This is a genomic window from Enterobacter sp. 148H3, assembly GCF_034107425.1.
GTDB classification, from domain to species: domain Bacteria; phylum Pseudomonadota; class Gammaproteobacteria; order Enterobacterales; family Enterobacteriaceae; genus Enterobacter; species Enterobacter vonholyi.
In genome coordinates this window covers 96,620-120,285 of record NZ_JAWNEI010000011.1, presented here as the reverse complement: position 1 = coordinate 120,285, position 23,666 = coordinate 96,620, and the positions used below count along the sequence as shown (strand labels likewise).

General features: G+C 58.2%; 25 protein-coding genes. 12 read left to right on the top strand and 13 right to left on the bottom strand.

Going from position 1 to position 23,666, the window contains the following annotated elements; all coding sequences use genetic code 11:
• Nucleotides 1-80: 80 nt before the first annotated feature.
• Nucleotides 81-818 carry an IclR family transcriptional regulator gene (locus USH94_RS16810; protein WP_111963718.1) on the top strand — a complete coding sequence of 246 codons (738 nt, stop codon included), beginning with the start codon at nucleotides 81-83 and terminating at the stop codon, nucleotides 816-818.
• A gap of 37 nt (nucleotides 819-855) precedes the next feature.
• On the opposite strand, the gene USH94_RS16805 is transcribed toward USH94_RS16810, so the two are convergent.
• The gene (locus USH94_RS16805; RefSeq protein WP_111963719.1) at nucleotides 856-2,190 is read right to left on the bottom strand and encodes an MFS transporter; all 1,335 of its coding nucleotides are present in this window, start codon (nucleotides 2,188-2,190) and stop codon (nucleotides 856-858) included.
• A 317-nt stretch (nucleotides 2,191-2,507) separates the two neighbouring features.
• Here USH94_RS16805 and USH94_RS16800 point away from each other — a divergent pair, with 317 nt between their 5' ends.
• Complete coding sequence (locus USH94_RS16800) at nucleotides 2,508-2,906, top strand: potassium channel family protein (protein WP_111963720.1); 399 nt, start codon at nucleotides 2,508-2,510, stop codon at nucleotides 2,904-2,906.
• A 169-nt stretch (nucleotides 2,907-3,075) separates the two neighbouring features.
• Nucleotides 3,076-4,101, top strand: coding sequence for a TerC/Alx family metal homeostasis membrane protein (locus USH94_RS16795; RefSeq protein ID WP_023309545.1), 1,026 nt, complete (start codon nucleotides 3,076-3,078; stop codon nucleotides 4,099-4,101).
• A 60-nt stretch (nucleotides 4,102-4,161) separates the two neighbouring features.
• On the opposite strand, the gene USH94_RS16790 is transcribed toward USH94_RS16795, so the two are convergent.
• A complete protein-coding gene (locus tag USH94_RS16790; RefSeq protein ID WP_111963721.1) occupies nucleotides 4,162-4,824 on the bottom strand; it encodes an HAD family hydrolase in 663 nt (220 codons plus the stop codon).
• A 240-nt stretch (nucleotides 4,825-5,064) separates the two neighbouring features.
• On the opposite strand from USH94_RS16790, the gene USH94_RS16785 reads away from it, so the two are divergent.
• Complete coding sequence (locus USH94_RS16785) at nucleotides 5,065-5,592, top strand: NlpC/P60 family protein (RefSeq protein WP_111963722.1); 528 nt, start codon at nucleotides 5,065-5,067, stop codon at nucleotides 5,590-5,592.
• Between the two features lie 5 nt (nucleotides 5,593-5,597).
• On the opposite strand, the gene USH94_RS16780 is transcribed toward USH94_RS16785, so the two are convergent.
• Nucleotides 5,598-6,392 (bottom strand): SDR family NAD(P)-dependent oxidoreductase, encoded by a 795-nt coding sequence (locus USH94_RS16780; RefSeq protein ID WP_111963723.1) that lies wholly within the window; start codon nucleotides 6,390-6,392, stop codon nucleotides 5,598-5,600.
• Between the two features lie 32 nt (nucleotides 6,393-6,424).
• Nucleotides 6,425-7,306, bottom strand: coding sequence for a LysR family transcriptional regulator (locus tag USH94_RS16775; protein ID WP_111963724.1), 882 nt, complete (start codon nucleotides 7,304-7,306; stop codon nucleotides 6,425-6,427).
• 99 nt (nucleotides 7,307-7,405) lie between these two features.
• Between USH94_RS16775 and USH94_RS16770 the strand changes: the two genes are divergently transcribed.
• From USH94_RS16770 to arnF, 8 genes are all read left to right on the top strand, one after another.
• The gene (locus USH94_RS16770) at nucleotides 7,406-7,909 is read left to right on the top strand and encodes a phenolic acid decarboxylase (RefSeq protein ID WP_008503103.1); all 504 of its coding nucleotides are present in this window, start codon (nucleotides 7,406-7,408) and stop codon (nucleotides 7,907-7,909) included.
• Nucleotides 7,910-8,236: 327 nt separating this feature from the next.
• Nucleotides 8,237-9,376, top strand: a complete 1,140-nt coding sequence (arnB, locus tag USH94_RS16765) for a UDP-4-amino-4-deoxy-L-arabinose aminotransferase (protein WP_111963725.1) — start codon at nucleotides 8,237-8,239, stop codon at nucleotides 9,374-9,376.
• A gap of 1 nt (nucleotide 9,377) precedes the next feature.
• The gene (gene arnC, locus USH94_RS16760; RefSeq protein ID WP_111963726.1) at nucleotides 9,378-10,361 is read left to right on the top strand and encodes an undecaprenyl-phosphate 4-deoxy-4-formamido-L-arabinose transferase; all 984 of its coding nucleotides are present in this window, start codon (nucleotides 9,378-9,380) and stop codon (nucleotides 10,359-10,361) included.
• Entirely contained in the window at nucleotides 10,358-12,340 is a 1,983-nt protein-coding gene (gene arnA / locus USH94_RS16755; protein WP_111963727.1) for a bifunctional UDP-4-amino-4-deoxy-L-arabinose formyltransferase/UDP-glucuronic acid oxidase ArnA, read from the top strand. The genes arnC and arnA overlap by 4 nt, the downstream gene beginning before the upstream one ends.
• Nucleotides 12,337-13,239, top strand: a complete 903-nt coding sequence (gene arnD, locus USH94_RS16750) for a 4-deoxy-4-formamido-L-arabinose-phosphoundecaprenol deformylase (protein WP_111963728.1) — start codon at nucleotides 12,337-12,339, stop codon at nucleotides 13,237-13,239. Before arnA ends, arnD begins: the two co-directional genes overlap by 4 nt.
• Nucleotides 13,236-14,891, top strand: a complete 1,656-nt coding sequence (gene arnT, locus USH94_RS16745) for a lipid IV(A) 4-amino-4-deoxy-L-arabinosyltransferase (RefSeq protein ID WP_111963729.1) — start codon at nucleotides 13,236-13,238, stop codon at nucleotides 14,889-14,891. The genes arnD and arnT overlap by 4 nt, the downstream gene beginning before the upstream one ends.
• Nucleotides 14,891-15,226, top strand: a complete 336-nt coding sequence (arnE, locus tag USH94_RS16740; RefSeq protein ID WP_232057400.1) for a 4-amino-4-deoxy-L-arabinose-phosphoundecaprenol flippase subunit ArnE — start codon at nucleotides 14,891-14,893, stop codon at nucleotides 15,224-15,226. The genes arnT and arnE overlap by 1 nt, the downstream gene beginning before the upstream one ends.
• The gene (gene arnF, locus USH94_RS16735) at nucleotides 15,223-15,612 is read left to right on the top strand and encodes a 4-amino-4-deoxy-L-arabinose-phosphoundecaprenol flippase subunit ArnF (protein ID WP_111963731.1); all 390 of its coding nucleotides are present in this window, start codon (nucleotides 15,223-15,225) and stop codon (nucleotides 15,610-15,612) included. The genes arnE and arnF overlap by 4 nt, the downstream gene beginning before the upstream one ends.
• On the opposite strand, the gene acpT is transcribed toward arnF, so the two are convergent.
• From acpT to USH94_RS16690, 9 genes are read right to left on the bottom strand one after another with little or no spacing between them, the layout of a single operon-like run.
• The gene (gene acpT / locus USH94_RS16730) at nucleotides 15,578-16,177 is read right to left on the bottom strand and encodes a 4'-phosphopantetheinyl transferase AcpT (RefSeq protein WP_111963732.1); all 600 of its coding nucleotides are present in this window, start codon (nucleotides 16,175-16,177) and stop codon (nucleotides 15,578-15,580) included. The genes arnF and acpT overlap by 35 nt on opposite strands.
• Nucleotides 16,178-16,179: 2 nt before the next feature.
• Nucleotides 16,180-17,409 (bottom strand): beta-ketoacyl-ACP synthase, encoded by a 1,230-nt coding sequence (locus tag USH94_RS16725; protein ID WP_111963733.1) that lies wholly within the window; start codon nucleotides 17,407-17,409, stop codon nucleotides 16,180-16,182.
• Nucleotides 17,406-18,137, bottom strand: coding sequence for a 3-ketoacyl-ACP reductase FabG2 (locus tag USH94_RS16720; protein WP_111963734.1), 732 nt, complete (start codon nucleotides 18,135-18,137; stop codon nucleotides 17,406-17,408). The genes USH94_RS16725 and USH94_RS16720 overlap by 4 nt, the downstream gene beginning before the upstream one ends.
• Nucleotides 18,134-18,607, bottom strand: coding sequence for a 3-hydroxy-fatty acyl-ACP dehydratase (locus tag USH94_RS16715; protein WP_111963735.1), 474 nt, complete (start codon nucleotides 18,605-18,607; stop codon nucleotides 18,134-18,136). Before USH94_RS16715 ends, USH94_RS16720 begins: the two co-directional genes overlap by 4 nt.
• Complete coding sequence (locus USH94_RS16710) at nucleotides 18,604-19,773, bottom strand: beta-ketoacyl-[acyl-carrier-protein] synthase family protein (RefSeq protein ID WP_111963736.1); 1,170 nt, start codon at nucleotides 19,771-19,773, stop codon at nucleotides 18,604-18,606. The genes USH94_RS16715 and USH94_RS16710 overlap by 4 nt, the downstream gene beginning before the upstream one ends.
• A gap of 1 nt (nucleotide 19,774) precedes the next feature.
• Nucleotides 19,775-20,350 carry a DUF3261 domain-containing protein gene (locus tag USH94_RS16705; protein WP_111963737.1) on the bottom strand — a complete coding sequence of 192 codons (576 nt, stop codon included), beginning with the start codon at nucleotides 20,348-20,350 and terminating at the stop codon, nucleotides 19,775-19,777.
• Entirely contained in the window at nucleotides 20,347-22,671 is a 2,325-nt protein-coding gene (locus USH94_RS16700; protein WP_111963738.1) for an MMPL family transporter, read from the bottom strand. Before USH94_RS16700 ends, USH94_RS16705 begins: the two co-directional genes overlap by 4 nt.
• Nucleotides 22,640-23,245, bottom strand: coding sequence for a LolA family protein (locus USH94_RS16695; protein ID WP_111963739.1), 606 nt, complete (start codon nucleotides 23,243-23,245; stop codon nucleotides 22,640-22,642). The genes USH94_RS16700 and USH94_RS16695 overlap by 32 nt, the downstream gene beginning before the upstream one ends.
• A complete protein-coding gene (locus USH94_RS16690) occupies nucleotides 23,242-23,664 on the bottom strand; it encodes an acyl-CoA thioesterase (RefSeq protein ID WP_023309526.1) in 423 nt (140 codons plus the stop codon). The genes USH94_RS16695 and USH94_RS16690 overlap by 4 nt, the downstream gene beginning before the upstream one ends.
• Between the last annotated feature and the right edge of the window lie 2 nt (nucleotides 23,665-23,666).

Here is a 23,666-nt window from a genome sequence, read left to right as displayed (position 1 = left end):
GAGGTGGCGTTTGTGATGTAAACACGAAGTGACTCACAAAATTGAGGTACACTCACTGCCGGGCTAACAAGGAGATAATGATGGGGAATGAAGGCGTTGTAGCGGTTGAAAAAGCGCTGGCTTTACTGGATTGCTTCCGTCCTGGAGATGAGAGCCTGACGCTGACCGCGCTGGCACAGCTGTCGGGTTATCACAAAACCACGGTTTACCGCCTGATGAATTCTCTTGAACGGATGAATTACGTCGTCAGGCATGAAGACGGCAATTATGCGCTTGGCCCACGTCTGCTTTACCTCGGCAAGCTGTATGAACAATCTTTCCATCTTTCGCGGGTGGTTCAGCCAGAGCTTCAGGCGCTCTCCCTGGCGTCTCAGGAGAGTGCCAGCTGGTATGTGCTGGAGGGTGGGCAGCGCCTTTGCCTGTTTCGCGCGGAAGCGTCGCACGGCCTGCGACACAGCAATCTTCCCGGCAGCCAGTTCCCGCTCGATAATTCGGCCATTAGTAAGGTCTTGCGCCATTGGGGGCTCAATGAAAGCCTGCCGGAGGGAGAAGCAGAACTCCCTTTCTATACGTCAGGCGCACGCGATCCCCACACTGCGGCGTTTGCGATGCCCGTCTTCGGCGTTCACGACAAGCTGGTTGCGGCGTTAGCCCTGACCGGCCCCATCTCACGGCTGACGGAAGATCGTCGTGAGAAGGAGATAGGGCCATTGATGAAGGCGGCGGCCAGCCGTCTGTCGCAGAAAATGGGAGCCAGTAAGCCCTTCTGTCAGCAGTTCTTTGGTGAAACGAGCGACGCGGCGGAAGAAAATCTTTAAACGCAGAAGCGGGACATTTGTCCCGCTTCTGTCATCACTAATGTGTGACCTGTTTTTCGTGTAGCTGAGCGTTGCGGGCCTGCCGTCCCATAATGAGCACCGCGATACCCCCGGCCAGGCAAAGCGCGGCTAGCGGAAGCATAGCCAGCGTGTAGCTGCCCGTTCTCTCGCTGATCATGCCGTATGCATTTACCATTACCGCCCCGCCAATCAGGTTCGCGATGGCGCCAATCGCGGCCAGCCCCGCCGCTGCCGAGGAGCTGCTCATCCAGCCGGATGCCAGCGCCCAGAAAGGTCCTTTCATAGAATACGCACCCGTCAGGATAATGCTCAGGATCACGATAGTGGCAAAGAGCGAGACGCTTACAAAGGCAGAGAACACGCCCGCAGCAATCATGAACAGCGTCAGCGCGGTATGCCAGCGGCGTTCGTTGGTGCGATCGGAATGTCGTCCCCAGACAATCATCAGAACCGATGCCAGGCCGTAAGGAATGGCGTTAAGCAGACCTGTCTCAAGATTATCGAGATGGAAGGATTTCAGCAGTTGAGGAGACCAGACGCTGATGGTGGTGCCCGCGGACGATGCGCCCGCGTAAATCAGCGCCATCAGCCAGATTTGGCGATGCTTCAGCAACTGCCACGTCGTCTGATGCCCAATGTTCTTTTGCTGGCTCCGCTCGGTTTCCAGCGTGGTTTCCAGCCACTTTTTCTGTTCATTGCTCAGCCATTTCGCCTGATGAGGGCGATCCCGGAGAATAAACCAGGCCGCAATACCCAGCAGCACCGCAGGTAAGCCTTCAATGATGAACAGCAGATGCCAGCCGCGAAGACCCAGCCAGCCATCCAGCGACAGTATCAATCCTGAAAGCGGGGAACCGATGAAGTTAGCGAGCGGGATGGCGACCATAAAGGACGCAATAATGCGCGCGCGGTAGCGGGAAGGGATCCACCAGGTCAGATAAAGCACGACGCCTGGGAAGAAGCCTGCTTCCGCTGCCCCGAGAAGAAAACGGACGATATAGAGCGACGTGGTGTTTTGAACCAGCGCCATGCCCATGGAGACGATGCCCCAGCTGATCATAATGCGCGGGATCCACAGCCGGGCGCCGACTTTCTGCATGGCCAGATTACTGGGTACCTCAAACAAAAAATAGGCCACGAAGTAAAGGCTGCTGGCGAAGCCAAACGCCGCTTTGCTGAGGCCAAGGTCCTCATTCATCTGCAGCGAAGCCATGCCGATATTCCCGCGATCGATAATGGAGACCAGGTAACTGACAATCAGAAACGGGAGAATACGCCAGATCACCTTCCGCATCGTCTCTCTTTCTATGTCCTCGGTGGCGGTCGCGCCGTTACGTAAATGTTCTGTCATTGTATCCTCGCAGGGTGTGTTCTTGGTTTTATTAGGTACAACTTGGTTTTATTAAACAAAACCACTATAGCGACGGCGCGTTATTTTTATCCAGTTAATGGAAGGTTTAAATGATGTAAATAAGAGGTGACTCACAGATAGTGCGCTGCGGATATAGCGTTTTCAGCTGCTAACCAGCCGCAAGCTGGTCGTGCCGGTAGAGGAATAATCACGCAACGCAATTATTGCACCAACTTTTTCTCTCCATTCAACTAAGCTTCGACCAGATGCCCCGCCGCGCTCGCGGGGCCATACTCCCTTTGGTCAGAGCACGCATCATGCAGCTACTCAGTATTATTATTTTGCTTACCCTAACCGTGGTGATTCATTCGCTGTGGATGTTTGGCGTTTTAAAATTCATTAAATTAGACGTCGATTCTGCGGTACGCATTGTTTTACGCAATGTCGGTATCGTGATCTCCATGATCTTCTCCCATCTCCTTGAGGCCGGACTGTTTGCGGCGTTTTATTTTGTCATCGACGCGTTTAATGACTGGAACACCAGCTTCTACTTTTCACTGGTGAGCTATGCGACGGTAGGTTACGGCGACGTCACGTTACCCCAGCACTGGCGGCTCATCGGCGGGGTGGAGGGGCTGGTGGGCGCGTTGATGGTGGGCTGGTCTGTAGCGGTTCTGGTGGCGGTGCTGCAGCGCTTGCGCGGAATGAGCGCCTAAACGGCAGATGCGCGATCCCCGCCTGGTAAGGTAAAGTACACCCCTCTTTACGTAGCCGACAGGGCTGCGGCTTTGAGGGTGAAAAGGCTGATTAACAGCCCACCCTTTTCTGTTCCTGGTTTACGCCAGTTTGCATGGTGTTGTGTTTTGTCTGCCAAAAGGGTTTTGTATGTCTGCTGCTCATCTCGGTTTCCCGACTGAAACCGTTGTTGTCTTTGTGGTGATGGCCGTTGGGGCGATGTTTATCGACCTCTTTATGCACCGTCACGATAAACCGATCTCGCTGAAAAGCGCGGCGATGTGGTCCGTTTTCTGGGTCATGATGGCGATGGCCTTCGCCGGGTTCCTGTACGTTCACCACGGCGCCGAGATGGCGAGCCTGTTCCTCACCGGCTACGCGCTGGAAGAGGTGCTTTCCGTCGATAACCTGTTCGTGATGATGGCGATCTTCGCCTGGTTCGGCGTGCCGGATAAGTACCGTCACCGCGTGCTCTACTGGGGCGTGCTGGGGGCAATTGTCTTCCGCGGCATCTTTGTGGCTATCGGGACCAGCCTGCTAAGCCTTGGGCCGTACGTTGAGGTTATTTTCGCGCTGGTCGTCGGCTGGACGGCGGTGATGATGCTCCGACGCAATGAAGAGAGTGACGAAGTGGAAGATTACTCGGGTCATCTCGCCTATCGTCTGGTGAAGCGCTTCTATCCGGTCTGGCCAAAAATCAGCAGCAATGCCTTTATTCTGACGCAGAAAGAGGTGGATGCGGAGCTTGAAAAGCCGGAAAACCAGGACGTGATGGTCGGACGCGTGAAGAAGGCGAAGCGCTATGCGACGCCGCTATTACTTTGCGTGGCCGTCGTCGAACTCTCTGACGTGATGTTCGCGTTTGACTCCGTGCCGGCCATTATTGCCGTGAGCCGCGAACCGCTGATTATTTACAGCGCCATGATGTTCGCCATTCTTGGCCTGCGTACGCTTTACTTCGTGCTGGAAGCGCTGAAGCAGTATCTGGTGCATCTCGAGAAGGCGGTGGTGCTTCTGCTGTTCTTCGTGGCGTTCAAGTTGGGGTTAAATGCCACCGATCACTTCTGGCATCACGGTTACAGCATTGGCGCAACGGCCAGCCTGTTTGTGGTATTGGGCGTGCTGGCGCTGGGAATTATTGCGAGCGTGATGTTCCCGGGAAAACGTGAGGCCTGATGCATCGTTTTTCTCCCTCTCCCTGTGGGAGAGGGCCGGGGTGAGGGCACCAGACCGCACCTAACCCTTAATCGGTGAATTCCGACGCTTGCGCGGGTGATGGAAGTGCCGCCAGTGCGGATCCTGCGCCGCCGCCAGCAGCTCGTGGTCGCCGCGGGTGTCACCCCAGGCGCGCAGGTGATAGGCGTTGAGATCGCCATACACTTTTTCCAGCCTGGCCACCTTCTGGGCGCAGCGGCAGTTATTGCCCGTGATGCGTCCCGTCAGCTTGCCGTCTTTCACTTCCAGCTGCGTGCCAATCAGCTTAATGCCCAGTTTGTCAGCCCACGGCTGGAGCACCAGCGCCGGGGATGCGGAACAGATGGTCACTTCCGCACCGGAATTCACCTCAGCCGCCACCGCCAGAACCCCTTCGGGACGCATCAGCTTGTTCCAGTATTTTTCGCAAAACGCTTCCGCCTGCTGGCGCAACCAGTGTTCATCCACGCCCGTCAGGAACGTTTTAATCAGCACTTCCTTCAGCTCATCGCGCGTCAGCTTGCGACGCACGCAGTGGAGCGTGGGCAGCGCCATACGCACCAGGCGGCCCGCGAAGTAACGTTTACCGAAGGCAAAACGCAGGAAAGGAATAAAGCTGTCGTGGTGCGTTAACGTCCCGTCAAAGTCAAAGACAGAGAGCACGTTAGATTTTGCCACCGTCTCGTCGGCAATCATATTGGTCATAAATACGTCTTAGCTGAAATACACATTCTGCGGATCAGTTTACCTGCTTTAGCAGGACAGTCCTTATATCCCCAACATTTTTTTCTCGATCTTGCGATCTCAAAGTCAGTCTATTTTTGGCCTCGATAAGGATTGGCGAAAAAACGACCTGTCTATATTATCGCCACATCGCAAGATATTTAGGGGAACCCATTGAACCCCACAGGTAAGGAAAAACTCACTCACTACTTCTTTCTTGATATGACTCTTAGATCGCTTATTTCAATCCTCACGTTAAGTTTTGCTTCGTTTTCTGCGTTTAGCTTTCAACTTCCAGCGTCGATGGTCTCGATGAACAGTGAGCTGGCAGTTTCACCGGCGAAATCTGCGCTGGTGCATCAGGAAACAGGCCCGCTGCGCTCGCGTATTCTCGATCAATACCAGAAATGGAAAGGCACCCAGTACCGGTGGGGCGGAACCACGCATCGCGGGGTGGATTGTTCCGCGCTGATGCAGCATCTGTTCAGCGATGCGGCACACCTGAATTTACCCCGCACGACGCACGAGCAAATCCATCGCGGCGTGCAGGTGGCGCAATACCGCCTGAGGCCCGGAGACCTGGTATTCTTCCAGACGGGTCCGAACCGCAAGCACGTTGGTGTTTATATTGGCGACAGCCAGTTTATTCACGCCTCAAGCAGCCAGGGCGTAACGGTTTCAACCCTGACGGATGATTACTGGCAAGCACACTATATTACCGCTCGTCGGGTCGCAGGCAGCGCGGCCTGACAGCATCAGATGATGTCATCCACGACGCCACCGTCGACGCGCAGCGCCGCGCCCGAGGTGGCGGAGGCCTGGGTCGAACAGACATAAATCACCATATTGGCCACCTCTTCAACCGTGGCAGCGCGCTGGATAACCGAGCTGGGGCGGTTGGCCATCACAAACTCTTTCGCCAGCTGCTCCAGCGATTTGCCGGTTTTTTCGATTTCATCTTTCATCATCTCTGCGAAACCGTCCGACATCGTTGGCCCCGGCAAGACGCTGTTGACCGTCACGCCGCTTCCCGCCACGAACTTCGCCAGCCCGCGCGCCAGCGAGAGCTGCGCCGTTTTGGTCACGCCGTAGTGGATCATATCTGCCGGAATATTGCAGGCCGACTCGGACGAGATAAACACCACGCGTCCCCAGCCTTTCTGCACCATGCCCGGCAGCAGGGCGCGGGACAAGCGTACGCCGGACATCACGTTGGTCTGCCAGTAACGCTCCCAGGTCTCATCGTCGGTGGCATAAAAATCCTGAGGGCCGTAAATCCCGGCGTTGTTGACCAGAATATCGACGTTATTCGCCACCTTCAGAAGCGATTCCACCCCTTCCGCCGTGCTGAGATCGGCAATCGCGGCGCGCACCTGTACGCCTGGCACTACCTGCTGCAGCTGCTGAATGCCTCTATTCACCGATTCCATGCTCCGGCCATTGACGATCACTTCCGCACCGCTTTCTGCCAGACCTCTGGCAATGGCGAATCCGATCCCGCCGGTTGAGGCGGTTACCAGCGCCACTTTCCCCGCAAAGTCGATTTTCATCATCTGCTCCTTATCGTTTTAACGTTCGGACCTTAAAGCGTAGCAGGTGAGGATGGTGGCTCCTGGCTAAAAAGGCGCAATAGCGTCTCAACCTGTTCATCAAGCGGGGCGAGAGAGCGCTTTACAATCAGGTGTAGCGGCGTTGCTCTGCGTGCGCCGTGGCTCAGCGGCAGGCGTTTCAGCACGCCCTGATCCAGCTGGGTCTGGATGCGTTCCTCTGGCAGCCAGCCGTAGCCGACCTGAGAGACCACGGCCTCTATGGCGGCATCGATGGTGGAAAATGTCCACGACTCACTGGCCGCGCGCGCGGCGGGCTGGCTGTCCGCAATCTGGATAAGCGGCCACGGGCGTAGCATGTCGTCGTTAAGAGGTGCGTCGAGGTCAAAGAGAGGATGCTGATGATGGGCCACGGCAACAAAGTCGATATTCATCAGCCATTCGCCGAGCCCGGTAATGTCCTGGCGGCGGGTTAAGACCATCACATCGGCTTCGTCGTTAATGGCATCGGCGCGGGTATTTTCCAGCACCTCGGTCAGACGGACCTGGGTCTGCGGATACTGCTGCTGGAACTCACGTAGAATAGCGAACAGGCGGCGGCGCGGGAAAATGGAATCCACCACCAGATCCAGCCGCGTGCGCATTCCGTTGCGAAGGGTCGCTGCGCGCGTCTCAACGTACGAAAAGGCTTTCAGCAGCGGTTTAACCTGGTTGAGTAGCAGTTCTCCTGCCGGCGTTAACACCGCCCGTCGTCCTTCCGGCACCAGGAGCGCCACGCCCAGCCGCTCCTGCAGCAGCGACAGGTTATAGCTCACCGAAGACTGGCTGCGGTGCGTTTCTTCCGCCGCTCGGGCAAAGCTGCCCGCCTCGACCACTTTCGCCAGTAAAGACCATTGTTCAAGCGTCGTCTTATGCATAATTTATCTAAAATTTGGATGAATTTGATTAAAACATAGCGTTATTCATTCATTTTTTGAAGGGGTACGATCGTCTCATCAAAACAAAGGAGACATCTTATGAACACCTTCGACAAACACGACTTAAGCGGCTTCGTTGGCAAACACCTTGTTTATACCTACGACAACGGCTGGAACTACGAGATTTACGTCAAAAATGAGACCACGCTTGATTACCGTATTCACAGCGGTCTGGTAGCCAACCGTTGGGTGAAAGATCAGCAGGCTTACATCGTGCGGGTAGGGGAGAGCATCTATAAAATTTCCTGGACCGAGCCAACCGGCACCGACGTCAGCCTGATTGTGAACCTGGGCGACAAACTGTTCCACGGCACCATCTTCTTCCCGCGCTGGGTCATGAACAACCCGGAAAAAACAGTCTGCTTCCAGAACGACCATATTCCGCTGATGAATAGCTATCGCGATGCGGGCCCGGCGTATCCAACGGAAGTGATTGATGAGTTTGCCACGATCACCTTTGTGCGCGACTGCGGTGCAAATAATGAAAGCGTTATCGCCTGCGCGGCCAGTGAATTACCGAAAAACTTTCCAGATAACCTGTAATAAGCGCGACAATTAACTAAAAAGAAAAGTTCCCGGCTATTTCATATTATTTTGAAATGGCCGGGATTTTTTTTTGTTTGTTGATGTATGGTTTAAATCATCCCATTTCAAAATGTTGCGGAAGATCACATCAAAAATATTTAATATTAAATTAACTTGTTGTTTTTCAATTGGCTGCTAGTTGTCTTGTAGCGTTGTAAACGCTGTCTTAATTTTTCCCTAAGGAAAGAGAGATACTTTGATATAAGTTTATGGTTCGTTGAAATAAACGGGCCAGCATTTGGTTAATATCAAAAACGTGCCATTTTGATTGCAAGGAAATTAATAATGAGTGATTTTCTGCCTTTTTCGCGACCGTCGATGGGCGCTGAGGAAATTGCGGCGCTTCAGGACGTTTTGATGTCGGGCTGGATCACCACTGGGCCTAAGAATCAGGAACTCGAAGAGGCATTCTGTCAGCTTACCGGGAATCAACACGCAATTGCCGTCTGTTCCGCCACCGCGGGAATGCACGTCACGCTGATGGCGCTGGATATTGGCCCTGGCGATGAAGTCATTACCCCCTCCCAGACCTGGGTCTCCACTCTGAATATGATCGTATTGCTGGGCGCCACGCCGGTCATGATTGATGTGGATAAAGACACATTAATGGTGACGCCAGAAGCCGTGGAAGCCGCTATTACTTCGCGTACCAAAGCCATTATTCCCGTTCACTATGCCGGCGCGCCGTGTGAAATCGACGCCATTCACGCCATTGGTGAACGTCACGGTATTCCGGTGATTGAAGATGCGGCCCATGCCGCCGGAACGTACTACAAAAACCGTCACGTTGGCTGGAAGGGAACGGCAATTTTCTCCTTCCACGCCATTAAAAACATGACCTGCGCGGAAGGCGGCCTGGTGGTCACCGATAATGCCCAGCTGGCACAGCGGATCCGCAGCCTGAAATTCCATGGCCTCGGCGTAGACGCCTATGACCGTCAGACGCACGGCCGCGCGCCGCAGGCGGAAGTGATCGCGCCGGGCTATAAATACAACCTGGCGGACATCAACGCCGCGCTGGCGCTGGTGCAGTTGGGCAAACTGAAAGAGGCCAACAGGCGCCGCCAGGAAATAGCTGAACGCTACCTGCTGGAACTGGCCGATACGCCGTTCCAGCCGCTCACTATTCCGTCATGGCCGCACGTGCACGCCTGGCACCTGTTTATTATTCGCGTCGATGAAGCGCGCTGCGGGATCTCACGCGACAACCTGATGGCGGCGCTGAAAGAGAAAGGCATCGGTACCGGTCTCCACTTCCGCGCGGCGCACACCCAAAAATACTACCGCGAGCGTTTTCCTGATGTATCGCTCCCGAATTCTGAATGGAATAGCGCGCGTATTTGTTCTCTCCCTCTTTTCCCGGACATGACTCATGACGACACAACCCGCGTCATTACCGCACTCCATCAGCTTGCAGGACATTGATATGTTCAGTGCACCGCCCGTACAAAAAGTTTCCGTGGTAATCCCGGTTTACAACGAGCAGGAGAGCCTGCCCGAACTGATTCGTCGTACAACGGCCGCCTGCGACACGATGGGCAAGGCCTACGAAATTCTGCTGGTGGATGATGGCAGTAGCGACAATTCCGCGCTGATGCTGACCGAAGCCGCACAGGCTGAAGGCAGCCACATTGTGGCCGTGCTGCTCAACCGCAACTACGGCCAGCACTCGGCAATTATGGCGGGGTTTAGCCACGTCACGGGCGATCTAATCATCACTCTGGACGCGGACCTGCAAAACCCGCCGGAAGAGATCCCGCGCCTGGTTGCCAAAGCCGACGAAGGCTATGACGTGGTCGGGACGGTACGTCAGAACCGCCAGGACAGCCTGTTCCGTAAGCTCGCCTCGCGTACCATCAACCGTCTGATCCAGCGCACGACCGGTAAAGCGATGGGCGATTACGGCTGCATGCTGCGCGCCTACCGCCGCCATATTGTCGACGCCATGCTGCATTGCCATGAGCGCAGCACCTTCATTCCGATTCTGGCGAATACCTTTGCCCGTAAGGCAACGGAAATCCCGGTCCTGCACGCCGAGCGCGAGCACGGGGAATCGAAGTACAGCTTTATGCTTCTCATCAACCTGATGTACGACCTCATCACCTGCCTGACCACCACGCCGCTGCGTCTGCTGAGCGTTTTCGGCAGCATCATCGCCGTGGCCGGTTTTGGGCTGTCCGTTCTGCTGGTGGTACTGCGACTGGTCTTTGGCCCGCAGTGGGCGGCGGAAGGGGTCTTCATGCTCTTTGCCGTGCTGTTTATGTTCATCGGCGCCCAGTTTGTCGGGATGGGGCTCCTCGGTGAATACATAGGCCGTATCTATAACGACGTTCGCGCACGTCCGCGCTACTTTATTCAACGTGTTGTCCGTCAGGAACACAAAGCATCTCAAGAGGAAATTCACCCATGAAAGCTGTTGTATTTGCCTATCACGATATGGGGTGCACGGGCACACAGGCCCTGCTGGAAGCGGGCTATGACATTGCGGCAATCTTTACCCATCCGGACACGGCCGGAGAGAACAACTTTTTCGGCTCCGTGGCGCGTATCGCCGCCGAGCGTGGAATTCCGGTTTATGCGCCGGACGACGTCAACCACTCGCTGTGGGTGGAGCGCATTCGCGCCCTCGCGCCTGACGTCATCTTCTCGTTCTACTATCGCAACCTGATCTGCGACGAGATCTTAGGCCTGGCCGCAAAAGGCGCCTTTAATCTTCATGGTTCTCTGCTGCCCGCCTACCGTGGCCGCGCCCCGCTGAACTGGGTGCTGGTGAACGGTGAAACGGAAACGGGCGTGACGCTGCACCGCATGGTACGCCGTGCGGATGCGGGCGCTATCGTGGCACAGCAGAAGGTCGCTATTGATGCGGACGAGACCGCGCTGCAGCTGCATCAAAAGCTGAACGCGACGGCACAGACGCTGCTGCGTGATGCGCTGCCGGGCATTCTTAACGGCACCTTCAGCGAAACCGCACAGAACGAGAGCAAGGCAAGCTGCTTTGGCCGCCGCGCGCCGGAAGATGGTCGTCTGGACTGGAACAAACCGGCACGCCAGCTGCACAACCTGGTGCGCGCCGTGACCGACCCGTGGCCGGGCGCGTACAGCTTTGCGGGCGTAAGCAAATTCATCGTCTGGAAATCCCGCGTGCGTGACGACATCCCGGCCGCTAAACCGGGCACCGTCGTCTCCGTCTCCCCGCTGATTGTGAGCTGCGGCGAGCAGGCGCTAGAGATCGTCACAGGACAAACCGACAACGGCCTGTACGTTCAGGGCACCCAGCTGGCGCAGTCTCTGGGCCTGGTGGCCGGGGCGCTGATCACCAGCGCGCCGGTTGTTGCCATCAAACGCCGCACCCGCGTGCTGATCCTCGGCGTGAACGGCTTTATCGGTAACCACCTGACCGAACGTCTGCTCAAGGACGATAACTACGAAATCTACGGCCTGGATATTGGCGCGGATGCAATCAGCCGTTTCCTCGACAACCCGCGCTTCCACTTCGTGGAAGGGGACATCAGCATTCACTCCGAGTGGATTGAATACCACATCAAAAAATGCGACGTGGTGCTGCCGCTGGTCGCCATTGCCACCCCGATTGAGTACACCCGTAACCCGCTTCGCGTGTTCGAACTGGACTTCGAAGAGAACCTGAAGATCATCCGCGACTGCGTGAAATACGACAAGCGCATCATCTTCCCGTCCACCTCTGAAGTGTACGGCATGTGTACCGATAAGAACTTCGATGAAGACACCTCTAACCTGGTGGTCGGGCCGATCAACAAACAGCGCTGGATTTACTCCGTCTCCAAACAGCTGCTGGACCGCGTGATTTGGGCCTACGGTGAGAAAGAGGGCCTGCGCTTTACCCTGTTCCGTCCGTTCAACTGGATGGGGCCACGTCTGGATAACCTGAACGCGGCGCGTATCGGTAGCTCCCGTGCGATCACCCAGCTGATCCTGAACCTGGTGGAAGGCTCGCCAATCAAGCTTATCGAAGGCGGGAAACAGAAACGCTGCTTTACGGATATCAGCGACGGTATCGAAGCGCTGTTCCGCATCATCGAAAACAAAGATAACCGCTGCAACGGTGAAATCATTAACATCGGTAACCCGGACAACGAAGCGAGCATTCGCGAGCTGGCCGAGATGCTGCTGGCCAGCTTTGAGCGCCATCCGCTGCGCGATAAATTCCCGCCGTTTGCCGGTTTCCGCGAAGTGGAAAGCAGCAGCTACTATGGTAAGGGCTACCAGGACGTTGAGCACCGTAAGCCAAGCATTCGCAACGCGAAGCGCTGCCTGAACTGGACGCCGACGGTGAAGATGGAGCAGACCATTGATGAAACGCTCGATTTCTTCCTGCGCACCGTGGAGCTGTCGGAACAGGTCTCATGAAAAAAGTCGGTTTACGCATTGATGTCGACACCTTCAGGGGAACGCGTGACGGCGTACCCAAACTGCTGGAACTGCTGAGCAAGCACGGCGTGCGCTCCAGCATTTTCTTCAGCGTGGGGCCTGACAACATGGGGCGCCATTTATGGCGTCTGATTAAACCGGCATTTCTGTTCAAAATGCTGCGCTCGCGCGCAGCATCCCTCTACGGCTGGGATATTTTGCTGGCAGGCACCGCCTGGCCCGGCAGACGCATCGGCGCGGGTAATGAAGCGGTTATCCGTGAGGCGGCGCAGCATCATGAGGTGGGGCTGCACGCCTGGGATCACCATGCCTGGCAAGCCTGGGCGGGCGTTTGGGATATCCCGCGCCTGTCCCGTGAGGTCGAGCGTGGGATGCTGGAGCTGGAGGCCATTATCGGTCAGCCCGTGCGCTGCTCCGCCGTGGCGGGATGGCGTGCGGATCAGCGCGTGGTGAAAGCTAAAGAGGCCTTCGCGTTTCGCTACAACAGCGATTGCCGCGGAACCGGGCCCTTTTTACCGCTGTTAGGCGAAAATCGCTACGGTACAGTGCAAATTCCGGTCACGCTTCCTACCTGGGATGAAGTGGTCGGGCGCGAGGTGAAAGCGAATGAGTTCAATCGCTACATTTTGGACCGCATTCATCGTGACGCCGGCACGCCGGTGTATACCATCCATGCCGAAGTGGAAGGGATTGCGTATCAGCATGATTTCGACGAACTGCTGACCATGGCCGCTCAGGAGGGCATCGAATTCTGCCCGTTGAGCGAGCTGCTGCCAGACGACCTCAGCACCCTGCCCGCAGGCAAAGTTGTCCGTAATGAAATGGCTGGCCGGGAAGGCTGGCTTGGCTATCAACAAATCGTGAGTCCGGCCCCATGAAAACAGCCCGTTATGGCTTAGCGCTTCTCGCACTGTTTATCGTTTACTACCTCATTCCGGTCGATATCCGCCTGCTCTGGCAGCCTGATGAAACGCGCTATGCGGAAATTAGCCGCGAAATGCTGGCCTCCGGAGACTGGGTAGTCCCGCATTTTCTGGGGCTGCGTTACTTTGAAAAGCCGATTGCTGGCTACTGGATCAACAGCATCGGACAGATGCTGTTCGGGCACACGAACCTCGCCGTGCGCGCCGGGTCTATCTTCTCTACCGGCTTAGCCGCGCTGCTGGTCATCTGGATGGCCTGGCGTCTCTGGCGGGATAAGCGGACCGCCATTTTCTCCGGGCTGATCTTCCTGACCCTGTTCCTGGTGTATGGCATCGGCACGTATGCGGTACTGGATCCTATCATCACCCTGTGGCTGGTGGCGGCGATGTGCAGCTTCTGGCTCGCATCACAGGCCCAAACCGTTGCCGGAAAAGCGGGTGGCTATGTGCTGCTTGGGCTGGCCTGCGGGATGGGGGTGATGACCAAAGGCTTCCTGGCGCTGGCCGTTCCGGTGATTGGCGTGCTGCCGTGGGCGATCGCCCAGAAGCGCTGGAAAGAGGTGCTGATTTTTGGCTGGCTCGCGATCCTGAGCTGCGTGCTGATTGTTCTGCCATGGGGGCTGGCCATTGCGCAGCGTGAGCCTGACTTCTGGCGTTACTTCTTCTGGGTGGAACATATTCAGCGTTTTGCCCAGAGCGACGCGCAGCATAAAGCCCCGTTCTGGTACTACGTGCCGTTCCTGATCGCGGGTAGCCTGCCGTGGCTGGCACTGCTGCCCGGCGCTTTTCGTCTCGGCTGGAATGACCGACAAAACGCGGGCGGTGGGTTCTATCTGCTGGGATGGGTGGTGATGCCGCTGCTGTTCTTCAGCATCGCCAAAGGCAAGCTGCCGACCTACATCCTGCCGTGCTTTGCCCCGCTGGCGATCCTGATGGCGCGCTATGCCTGCCTCGCGGCGGAGAAAGGCGCCAGAGCGTTGCGCATTAACGGCGGAATTAACCTGGCGTTTGGCGTTATCGGCGTGGTGGCCGCGCTGGTGGTCTCCCCGTGGGGACTGTCTAAGCATCCGGTCTGGACCTCGGTCGAACTGTATAAAGTGTTCTGCGCGGTGGTCGCGTTCCTCATCTGGGCGGCGGTAGGCTGGTTTACGTTCCGGCAGAGCCAGCAGCGCTGGTGGCTGGCGGCTCTGTGTCCAGCAGGCCTGGCGCTGCTGATTGGTTTTGCTATTCCTAACCTGGTGGTGGATTCCAAACAGCCGCAGTCGCTGGTCGATACCGTGCGCGAGCCGCTGCAGGAGAGCCGATTCGTGCTCGCCAATAACGTAGGCGTGGCCGCGGGCCTGGCGTGGGAGCTGAAGCGCAATGACATCACGCTGTTTGGTCAGAGCGGCGAACTGCGCTACGGGCTGGATTATCCCGATGTGAAAGATCGTTTTGTCAGTGAGGACGACTTCGCGCAGTGGCTGGCAGCGCATCGTCAGCAGGGGCGCGTGTCGCTGGTCATGCTGCTCTCAAAACGCGACGATATTTCACGGGCGAATTTACCGCAGCCGGACAATCTCTATATCCAGGGGCGTCTGGCCTTGCTGGAGTACCTGCCGAAGTGATGACCTGGATCTGGCTGATACTGGCAAGCCTGCTCAGCTGCGCTGGGCAGCTGTGCCAGAAACAGGCCACCCGTCCGGCGAAAGCCGGGCGGCGCGGGACGCACATCGCGCTGTGGCTTGGTCTGGCACTGCTGGCGCTGGGCAGCGGGATGCTGGTCTGGCTGGTGGTGCTGCAACGCCTGCCTGTCGGCATCGCGTACCCTATGCTGAGCCTCAATTTTGTCTGGGTGACGCTGGCGGCGAAGGTATTCTGGCGTGAAAACGTCGCGTCGCATCACTGGCTGGGGGTGGGGTTCATCATCATGGGGATTGTTATCCTGGGAGGGAGCCTGTGAAAGGGACTTTCTGGGCCTTATGCAGCGTGCTGTTAGTCAGCGCGGCGCAGCTGTTGCTGCGCGATGCCATGCAGGCACTGCCGCCGGTCAGCGATGTTCTGGCGCTTATTTCCGCGCTGTGGCACTTCTCATCCGGCACGGGGTCGCTGCTGCTGGGGTTGATGGGGTATGTGGCCTCCATGGGCTGCTGGTATCTGGCGCTGCATCGTATGGCGCTCAGCAAAGCGTATGCCTTGCTGAGTCTAAGCTACATCCTGGTGTGGGCCGCTGCGATCCTGCTGCCGGGCTGGGGGGAGCGTTTCTCCTGGCACGGGCTGGTGGGGGTCGGGTTTATTATTCTGGGGGTACTGGTTATTTTCCTGCCAGGAACTTCCCGACGTGAATAATCGACTCGGTGGTCAGGGTGTAAGGGGTCGATGTACAGACGGCAAGGCTCAGCGAGCCGACCTGTAGCTGGCTGACCGCGTGCGTCTGAGCCGTGCTGTCGATGCTGACAATTTGCCAGGCGCTGCCGCCGCGCTGCTTTATGATCGCCTCTTTTCGCGTCCAAATACGCCAGAAGGCGGCAAGCCGTTCCTCTGGCGCTTCGCGCTCAAGCTCATCATGCTCCGTCATGCTGAAGACCGCATTCGCCAGCGCCTGCCAGTTTTTCCTGGGGCGAATCACTTCGATATCACAGCCGACTTCGCCTTCATCGCTCATCAGCAGGGCGATATCGTCACCGCTGTGGCTCAGGTTAAACCACAGCGGATGACCCTTCGCAAAGGCCGGTTTCCCCTGCTCGCCGTAAATAATGTCGGGGAGTGGGTGAGGGGATAACGTTCTCGCGAGCAGTGTCCTCCCGGCCAGCCAGGAGGCCTGTTGGGCACCCTGAGGTGACCTGTCTGCGAGCGTTGACGCCAGCGGGTCCGCGCAAAGGGTGGAGATTTTTCCCAGTACAAACTGGTACATAGTTACGCCCAGCGTTTAATGATAATCGAGGTATTGATGCCGCCAAACGCGAAGTTATTGCTCTGCAAATACTCGCAGTCAATCTGACGGGCTTCTCCCATAATATAATCTAAAGCACCGCATTGCTCATCCGGCTGCGTTAAATTGAGCGTCGGGGCAAACCAGCCTTCACGCATCATCTGCAGGCTCATCCACGCTTCCAGCGCGCCACAGGCCCCAAGCGTATGGCCAAAATAGCTCTTCAGCGAGGAAACCGGCACGTTATCACCGTAGATAGCGGCAGTGGCCTGGCTTTCGGCGATATCGCCGCGATCGGTGGCGGTACCGTGCGCGGAAATATACCCTATATCCCGGGCGCTTAATCCCGCCATGGCCAGCGACTGCTCCATGCAAATCTGCATGGTGTCACGCTGAGGCTGGGTGATATGGGCCGCGTCACAGTTGGTGGCAAAGCCCACGATCTCGCCATAGATTGTGGCCCCGCGCGCTCTGGCGTGCTCCAGCTCTTCCAGAATCAGGGTGCCAGCGCCTTCCCCAATGACCAGACCATCGCGCTGCGTATCGAACGGTGAAGGGGTGGTTTTGGGTTCGTCGTTACGCTGGCTGGTGGCAAACAGCGTGTCAAACACCGCTGCTTCAGACGGACACAGCTCTTCAGCGCCACCCGCGACCATCACGGTCTGATACCCGTGGCGAATCGCCTCCCAGGCATAGCCAATCGCCTGGCTGCCGGAGGTACACGCGCTCGACGTCGGGATCACGCGGCCGCGCAATCCAAAGAACAGGCCGGTATTCACCGCGGTCGTGTGCGGCATCATCTGGACGTAGGTTGTCCCGGTGATGTTATTGGTGTGCTTTTCGTTAAGCATGGTGGCGAATTCGCTGACCGGGCCGGTGCTGCCTGTCGAAGAACCGTAGGCGATACCCGTTTGACCATTGGTGAGCACCGCTTCGCCAATCAGCCCCGCCTGCTCCAGCGCCAGCTCGGTGGCGCGGGTCGACATCAGCGACACCCGGCCCATGGCGCGAATACGCTTGCGGGTATAGTGTTCCGGCAGCGTGAAATCATCGATCGGCGCGCCGAGCAGGGTATGCAGGCCATCATAGATCTGCCATTCCGGCATTTTACGCACCGCGTTTTCATACGCCAGCAGCCTGCTGGACACGGATTGCCAGTTTTCGCCAAAGGCGGTCACGCCGCCCATGCCCGTAATCACCACGCGACGCGTCATAGCATTCCTCCGTTAATGGAAATGACCTGGCGGGTAACGTAGCCCGCGATATCCGACATCAGATAGCTTGCCAGCCCGGCGACTTCTTCAGCCTGGCCCATACGTTTCATTGGAATGATGGACATCGCTTCCTTCAGCGCGGCTTCTTCCATCTCAATCATGCCGGTATCAATCAGCCCCGGTGCAATGCAGTTCACGGTGATTTTGCGTTTTGCCAGCTCAATCGCCAGCGCTTTGGTGGCGCCGATAATGCCCGCTTTTGCCGCGCTGTAGTTCACCTGCCCGCGGTTACCCATCACGCCGGACACGGACGATAAGGTGATAATGCGTCCTCCTTTACGGGTGCCAATCATCGGCATAATGCAGGGGTGAATGACGTTATAAAAACTGTCGAGATTGGTGTGGATCACGCTGTCCCAGTCGTCTTCGCTCAGCGCCGGAAAGGCGCCGTCGCGGGTAATTCCGGCGTTGCTGACAACGCCATACCATGCGCCATGGGTTTCAATCTCCTGCTCCAGCACCTCGCGGCACTGTTCGCGGTTGCCCACATCAAAGGCGAGTAGACGACCGTTCCCACCCGCCTGCGTGATGGCGTCCAGCGTCTCCTGCGCGCCTGCGGCATCACGATGGTAATGCACGCCTACGGTAAACCCGTCGGCGGCAAGCTGGCGGGCAATGGCGCGCCCTATGCCTTTGCTGGCCCCTGTGACCAGTACGGAACGACTCATGCGTTAGATCCCTGATTAAATAGCGATGTTAATTCTTCTGCGCTCGGCTGGAAGGTATTGACCCGGCCCGTGGCCAGCGTCTCTTCATTAGCGGAAATTGCGCATTCAAAACTGCCGAAGCGTTCGTCCTGCATCAGCAGCTTAACGGTAATGTCCAGCGTCAGGCCTGCGGCGAAATGCCCGCTGGCGCAGACCAGCTCGCGCGCGCCGAGCACCATGCCCAGCGCGATATGTTCCTGCCCCTGCTGCTGACGATGCCAGCCTGACCAGACGCCAACGGTCTGCGCCATTAGCTCAAGCGCGTACCAGCCCGGCAGGTCGCCATCGGCATTAAGAAACGGCGCCAGCACGCTTTGCCCATTGACCGCCACGCGGCAGACCGCCATATCGTCCGTAACTTTCTCAACGGACCCCAGCAGCATCATCGGCGCCTCGTGCGGCAGATAGGCTTCGGGTGATAAGTAGCTCATGAGGCTCTCCCCAGCAGAATGCTGGCGTTGTTGCCGCCAAACGCGAACGAGTTAGACAGAATAACCGGCTTTTTCAGCGCGATGTGCCGGTGCAGCAGGCCGCACGGCGCCAGCGTGTCGTCGGGCGCGTAGCGGGCGAAGTCCTGCGGCGGCAACGGTAGATCGCGCGAAAGAATCAGCCAGCTCAGGGCCGCTTCGGTAATACCGGCAGCGCCCAGCGTATGGCCGGTAAGGTGTTTGGTTGAGCTGCACGGCACGCTTTCCCCGAAGAGATCGTGTACCACCTGCGATTCAATCTGATCGTTAAGCGGCGTGGCCGTGCCGTGCAGGTTGATGTAGCCGATATCCTCCGGCTGCATGCCCGCTTCGTTAAGCGCCTGAGTAATCGCCCTTATCGCTCCTTCGCCCTGCGGATGCGGGGCGGAAATATGGTACGCATCGCTGGATTCACCCGTCCCGAGCAGCGCCACGTCGGCGGGCTCGCGGCTCAATACCATCAGCGCGGCGGCTTCTCCGATGGTGATCCCCTTGCGGTCGCGACCAAACGGTTCGCAGAGCGTAGGGGAGAAGGATTCAAGGCTGTTAAAGCCGTTGACGGGCATCCGGCTCAGGGTATCTGCTCCGCCTACGATGGCGATGTCAACCAGCCCGGCTTCGATCAGACGTTTGCCGCCGATCATCGCCCGCGCGCTGGAAGAGCAGGCTGTTGAAATCGTATAGGCCGGGCCTTCGAGCTGAAGCCAATTGACGAGGAAGCGGGACGGATCGCCAAGCTCCTGCTGCGGATACTGCCAGCGCGTGCTTGCTTCGCCATGGGTCATGCGCTGCACGTGCTCATCGCCTTCATCCAGCCCGGAGGTGCTGGTTCCCAGCACCACGGCCACACGGTCGCGACCGACGCGGGCGATAGCCTCGTCGACGGCTGGCTGAATCTGCGCCAGCGCGGCCAGCAGCAGCTGGTTATTGCGGGTGCGGTGTGCGGAGAAGGTGTCCGGGATGGGCGGCAATTCGCCTTCAACGCCTCCCAGAACGGCTTCGGGTGAGTCCTGCAACCAGCCGGTCCGGGCGTGCATACCCGGCGCCACGCCTGCCACCAGGTTCGCGGCAATCATATCAGGCGAGTTGCCCAGCGCGTTGACCATGCCAACAGCGGAAATATAAATCATCTCAGTCACCCAGATATTGAATGGTGATGTGGTATTTGAATACGTGTTGCTCGATGCTGATCGGCTCGCGCTTGCCTTTACGCTGCAGGTAGACAATCTCCGTCACCAGCTTGCCGCTGGCGTTACGCAGCTCGCGTCGATCGCCATTGTCCGTTAGCGTCCAGCCCTTCGGCAACTGCGGCTGCCAGGCGCTAATTGGCCAGTGGCTTAGCATCACGTCCGCCAGCACCTGGCTGGCGGGCGGCAGCTGCGGCACAACGATCGACTGTTCGGTATGAATACCGGTCTCATCGTACGTCGCCAGGAACAGACGGATCCCCACGGAAGAGAGCCCGGCCAGCGTCACCTTATGCGCATCCGCGTTGAGCATCACCAGCAGGGACTGCGTTTGTCCGTTAAAGCTGCCGGTCAGCAGCTGCTGGGAGCTTACCGCCGGGCTAATGCCGGGCGGCGGGAGCGTCACTCTGGTTCCCGGCTGGAGCCAGGCCTGAGGCCACGTCTCTTTGGTATCGGTCGAATGGCTGCAGCCCGCCAGCAGCGCTGCGGTTAGCGCGACGGCGCGGTAAAAAGCGTTCATTTACGTTTTCTCTCTTTCTTATCCGGCATCGCCAGCGGCGCCAGCAGGAAGGCGGTAAAAATACCGCTCACCAGCACGATACCAAAGCTGCTGATGGCCTGGGTGGCGCTGAAGACGAGCATGCCCAGCGTCAGCAGCGTGGTCATCATGGCCAGCGTAATCGCCAGCATTGAGGTGAGCGGCGTACCGCGCGGATTGCTGAAAAACAGCGTGTAGTTAATGCCAATGCCGAGCACCAGTACCAGCGCCAGAAGTGAAAACAGATTCACCGAGTGGCCCGTTGCGGCCAGGACCGACAGCCCGCAGGTCAGCGACAGCAAGGACGGCACCAGGCTTATCAGCCCTTTACGCCAGCCGAGGCGCAGCATCGCTCCGCAGGCAATCACCGCCAGCGCCGCAAACAGTAGCCCCGTCAGCAGCGTGCGATAGAGGGCAAACAGGTTGTCAAAGCTGGCTTTGCGATCGACCCAGACGACGCCGTCATGGCGCGCGGCCAGCTCACCGAGGTAAGCGCTGTTTTTCGCACCGTCCACCGGCACGAGCACGCCGCTTTCCCCGTCTGGCAGGGTCAGCCAGAGCAGACGCCAGCCTTCGCTCGCCGGGCTTTTAAGCCACGCGTCCACGCTGACCGGCATGGCGTCGAGATTCGGGGAGACGGCGTTGAGCCCGGCGTTTTTCAGCACGTTCATTACCGCAGGCGCGGCGTTCTGTAGAAGCGTAAGATCGCTTTTCTGGCGGGCCAGCGAGTTCAGCGGCAGGGTGCGCCAGCGGACAATCTCTCCCGCTTTTTGCGCATCCGCCAGCGCCGGGGTAAAGGCTTCCAGCCGCTCCAGCGTTTGCTGAGGCGAGGCGCCGTGAACCACAAACCATTTCTGATCGACGCTCTGTCCGGTCAGGGCGGTAATGGCCTTCTCCTGCGCCAGAATATCTTTCGGCAGCGCCTGCAGCTGGGCGATGTCGTCGTCCACCCTCAGCGTACTCATCCCTACGGCGGAGAGCAGCGCCAGCGCGACGGGCAAACCAACGGACAATTTTTTACTGCGCCGCCAGGCGGCCAGCCAGCGCAGCATCAGGACCATAAATGGAACCGGGCGCACCGGTAACCCACGGCACAGCCACGGATGCCAGAAAATCACCGTCAGGCAGGAGGCGCTCAGCCCCACGGCGGCGAACACCGCCATCTGGCGGATCCCGGGGAAGGGGGCCAGCATCATAATCAGGTAGGCGGCGACCGTCGTCAGCAGCGCCATCAGCAGCGCATTGCGAACTTTGTCCAGGCTTTGCCAGGGGGAAAGCTCCGCGCCGTGCACCATCCGTTCGGTCAGGTAGTAGAGCGTGTAGTCGGCTGAAATACCGATGATGCTCATGCTCATTACCAGCGTCATCAGATGCAGCTCGCCAAAGAGCAGCAGCGTCACCACCGTGCCCGCCATCGCGCCGATGGCAATCGAGAGCACGCTCAGCAGCAGCGGACGCAAAGAGCGGAACACCGCCACGATGAGCAAGAACACGCCAAGCAGGGTGGCGATGCCCAGCGTTGAGACGTCGCGTTTGGCCTGCTGGCTGGCGTAATCGCTGTAAAACACCGTCCCGCGGGAAAGCAGCTGCGCCTGCGGGTAACGCGCTTTTAGCGTCTCCTGCAGGGCGTTAAGCTTCGTCACGAGCCGGTGGGTCTGCTGCATATCAAATGACGAGCCCGCCAGCTCTCCGTGCAGAAGATACCAGTAGTTTCCCGCCTCATCTTTTGTGACCAGCCAGCCGTCCATCAGCCGCAGCTTCTGGCCGTTTTGCGCCAGAGCGAGCTGTGAGCCGCGCATCAGCATCAGGGGATCGTTTTGCAGCTCTTTGCCGCTGACGCCGGAAAAGGCCGAATAAAGCTGAGATAAAATCCACTGCGCCTGCGCTTCTCCGCCGTTTTGCAGGCGGGCGCGGGTGGCGGGATCGATCAGGCCATTTCGGTGCTGCCAGAAGAACTCTCCCCAGGCCTTTTGCCCTGCGGCGTCCATCGGGCCTTTGACCTCGCTGAGCGAATCGCTGCTTTGCAGCAGCGCCAGCCACTGCTGCGCCACGCGCGGATCGAGCTCTTTGCCGGGGCTGACCAGCCAGACCAGCTGGCGGTCGAGACGCTGCATAAACCCGTCGTTGAGCGCCGGCGGGATCGCCCCCAGCGTCTGTTTCGGCAGCATGGCCAGCACGCTGCTGTTCAGACGCGCGCCGGGCAGCAGCGACAGCAACACGCCCAGCAGAATCAGGCATAGCGTGGCCCACAGCAGCGCCGGGCGCAGGGATTTACGGTGCGGCAAAGCGTTGGCGTTCGTCATCGGTCAGGCTGGCGGGCGTCAGTTGGTGGCGTGAAAGGGCGATATCGGTACGGTCGCCCTGTTTGTCGTTAAGGCGAATCGTCTCCAGATAGGTCGCTCCGCCCAGATCGAGGGTGGCGAAAATCTTGTCCAGCGGCGTCGTTTTTGGCGTAAGCACCAGCGACCAGCGGCCCGCTCCCAGGTCTTTAAAATCGATGCGGAAGTTCTCTTCCAGCACCTTGCGGTCGGCCTGGAACAGGGCGCGCAGAAGATGATTGAACTGGAACATCTGCGGATTATTGTCGGCAGTGATGGTCTGCGGCGGCTGGCCGTTGATTGCCTGAACCATCCGCTTGTCGTCCAGCAGCAGCGTCATCGGAAACGGCGCTTTTTGATCCCACAGCAGGCCGCTGTCGCGGGCGATCAGCATTTCGCCCTGCGAGCGCAGCGGCTGCGGCATATCTTTTATGATGCGAACCTGTTCGAAGTGCGCGCGCACCACGGGCTGCTCGGTGAAGCGCTGCTGCAGCTCATCCAGCGTCACGGCGCTGACCAGCGGGCTGAGGATTAGCGCCAGTAAAGGCAACCATTTCATGGCGTTACTCCCATACGTTCAAACAGTATTGCCGGGCTCACAAAGCACATTTCGCGGGTGGCTTCTTCCACCGCCACCTGGATGGTGTAACCGGTGGTCGTGCGTTTGCCGGTCTGCGCATCGAAAATTTGATAGGCAATGCGCAGGCGATTTTCATACTCTTCAACGTGCGCGCGGACGCGAATACGCTGCTCAAAGGTCACCGCATCGCGGTATTTCACCCGCGTGTCGACGACGGGCCAGACGTAGCCGGAGGCCTTCATCTGGCGATAGCCATAGTCAAACTGATTGAGCAGCGCCTCGCGGGCGATCTCAAAGTAGCGGAAATAGTTACCGTGCCAGACCACGCCCATCATATCGACGTCGTGGAACGGAACGGTGATCTCGACTTCAGTCGTAAAGCGGGGATCGGTCAGCACCC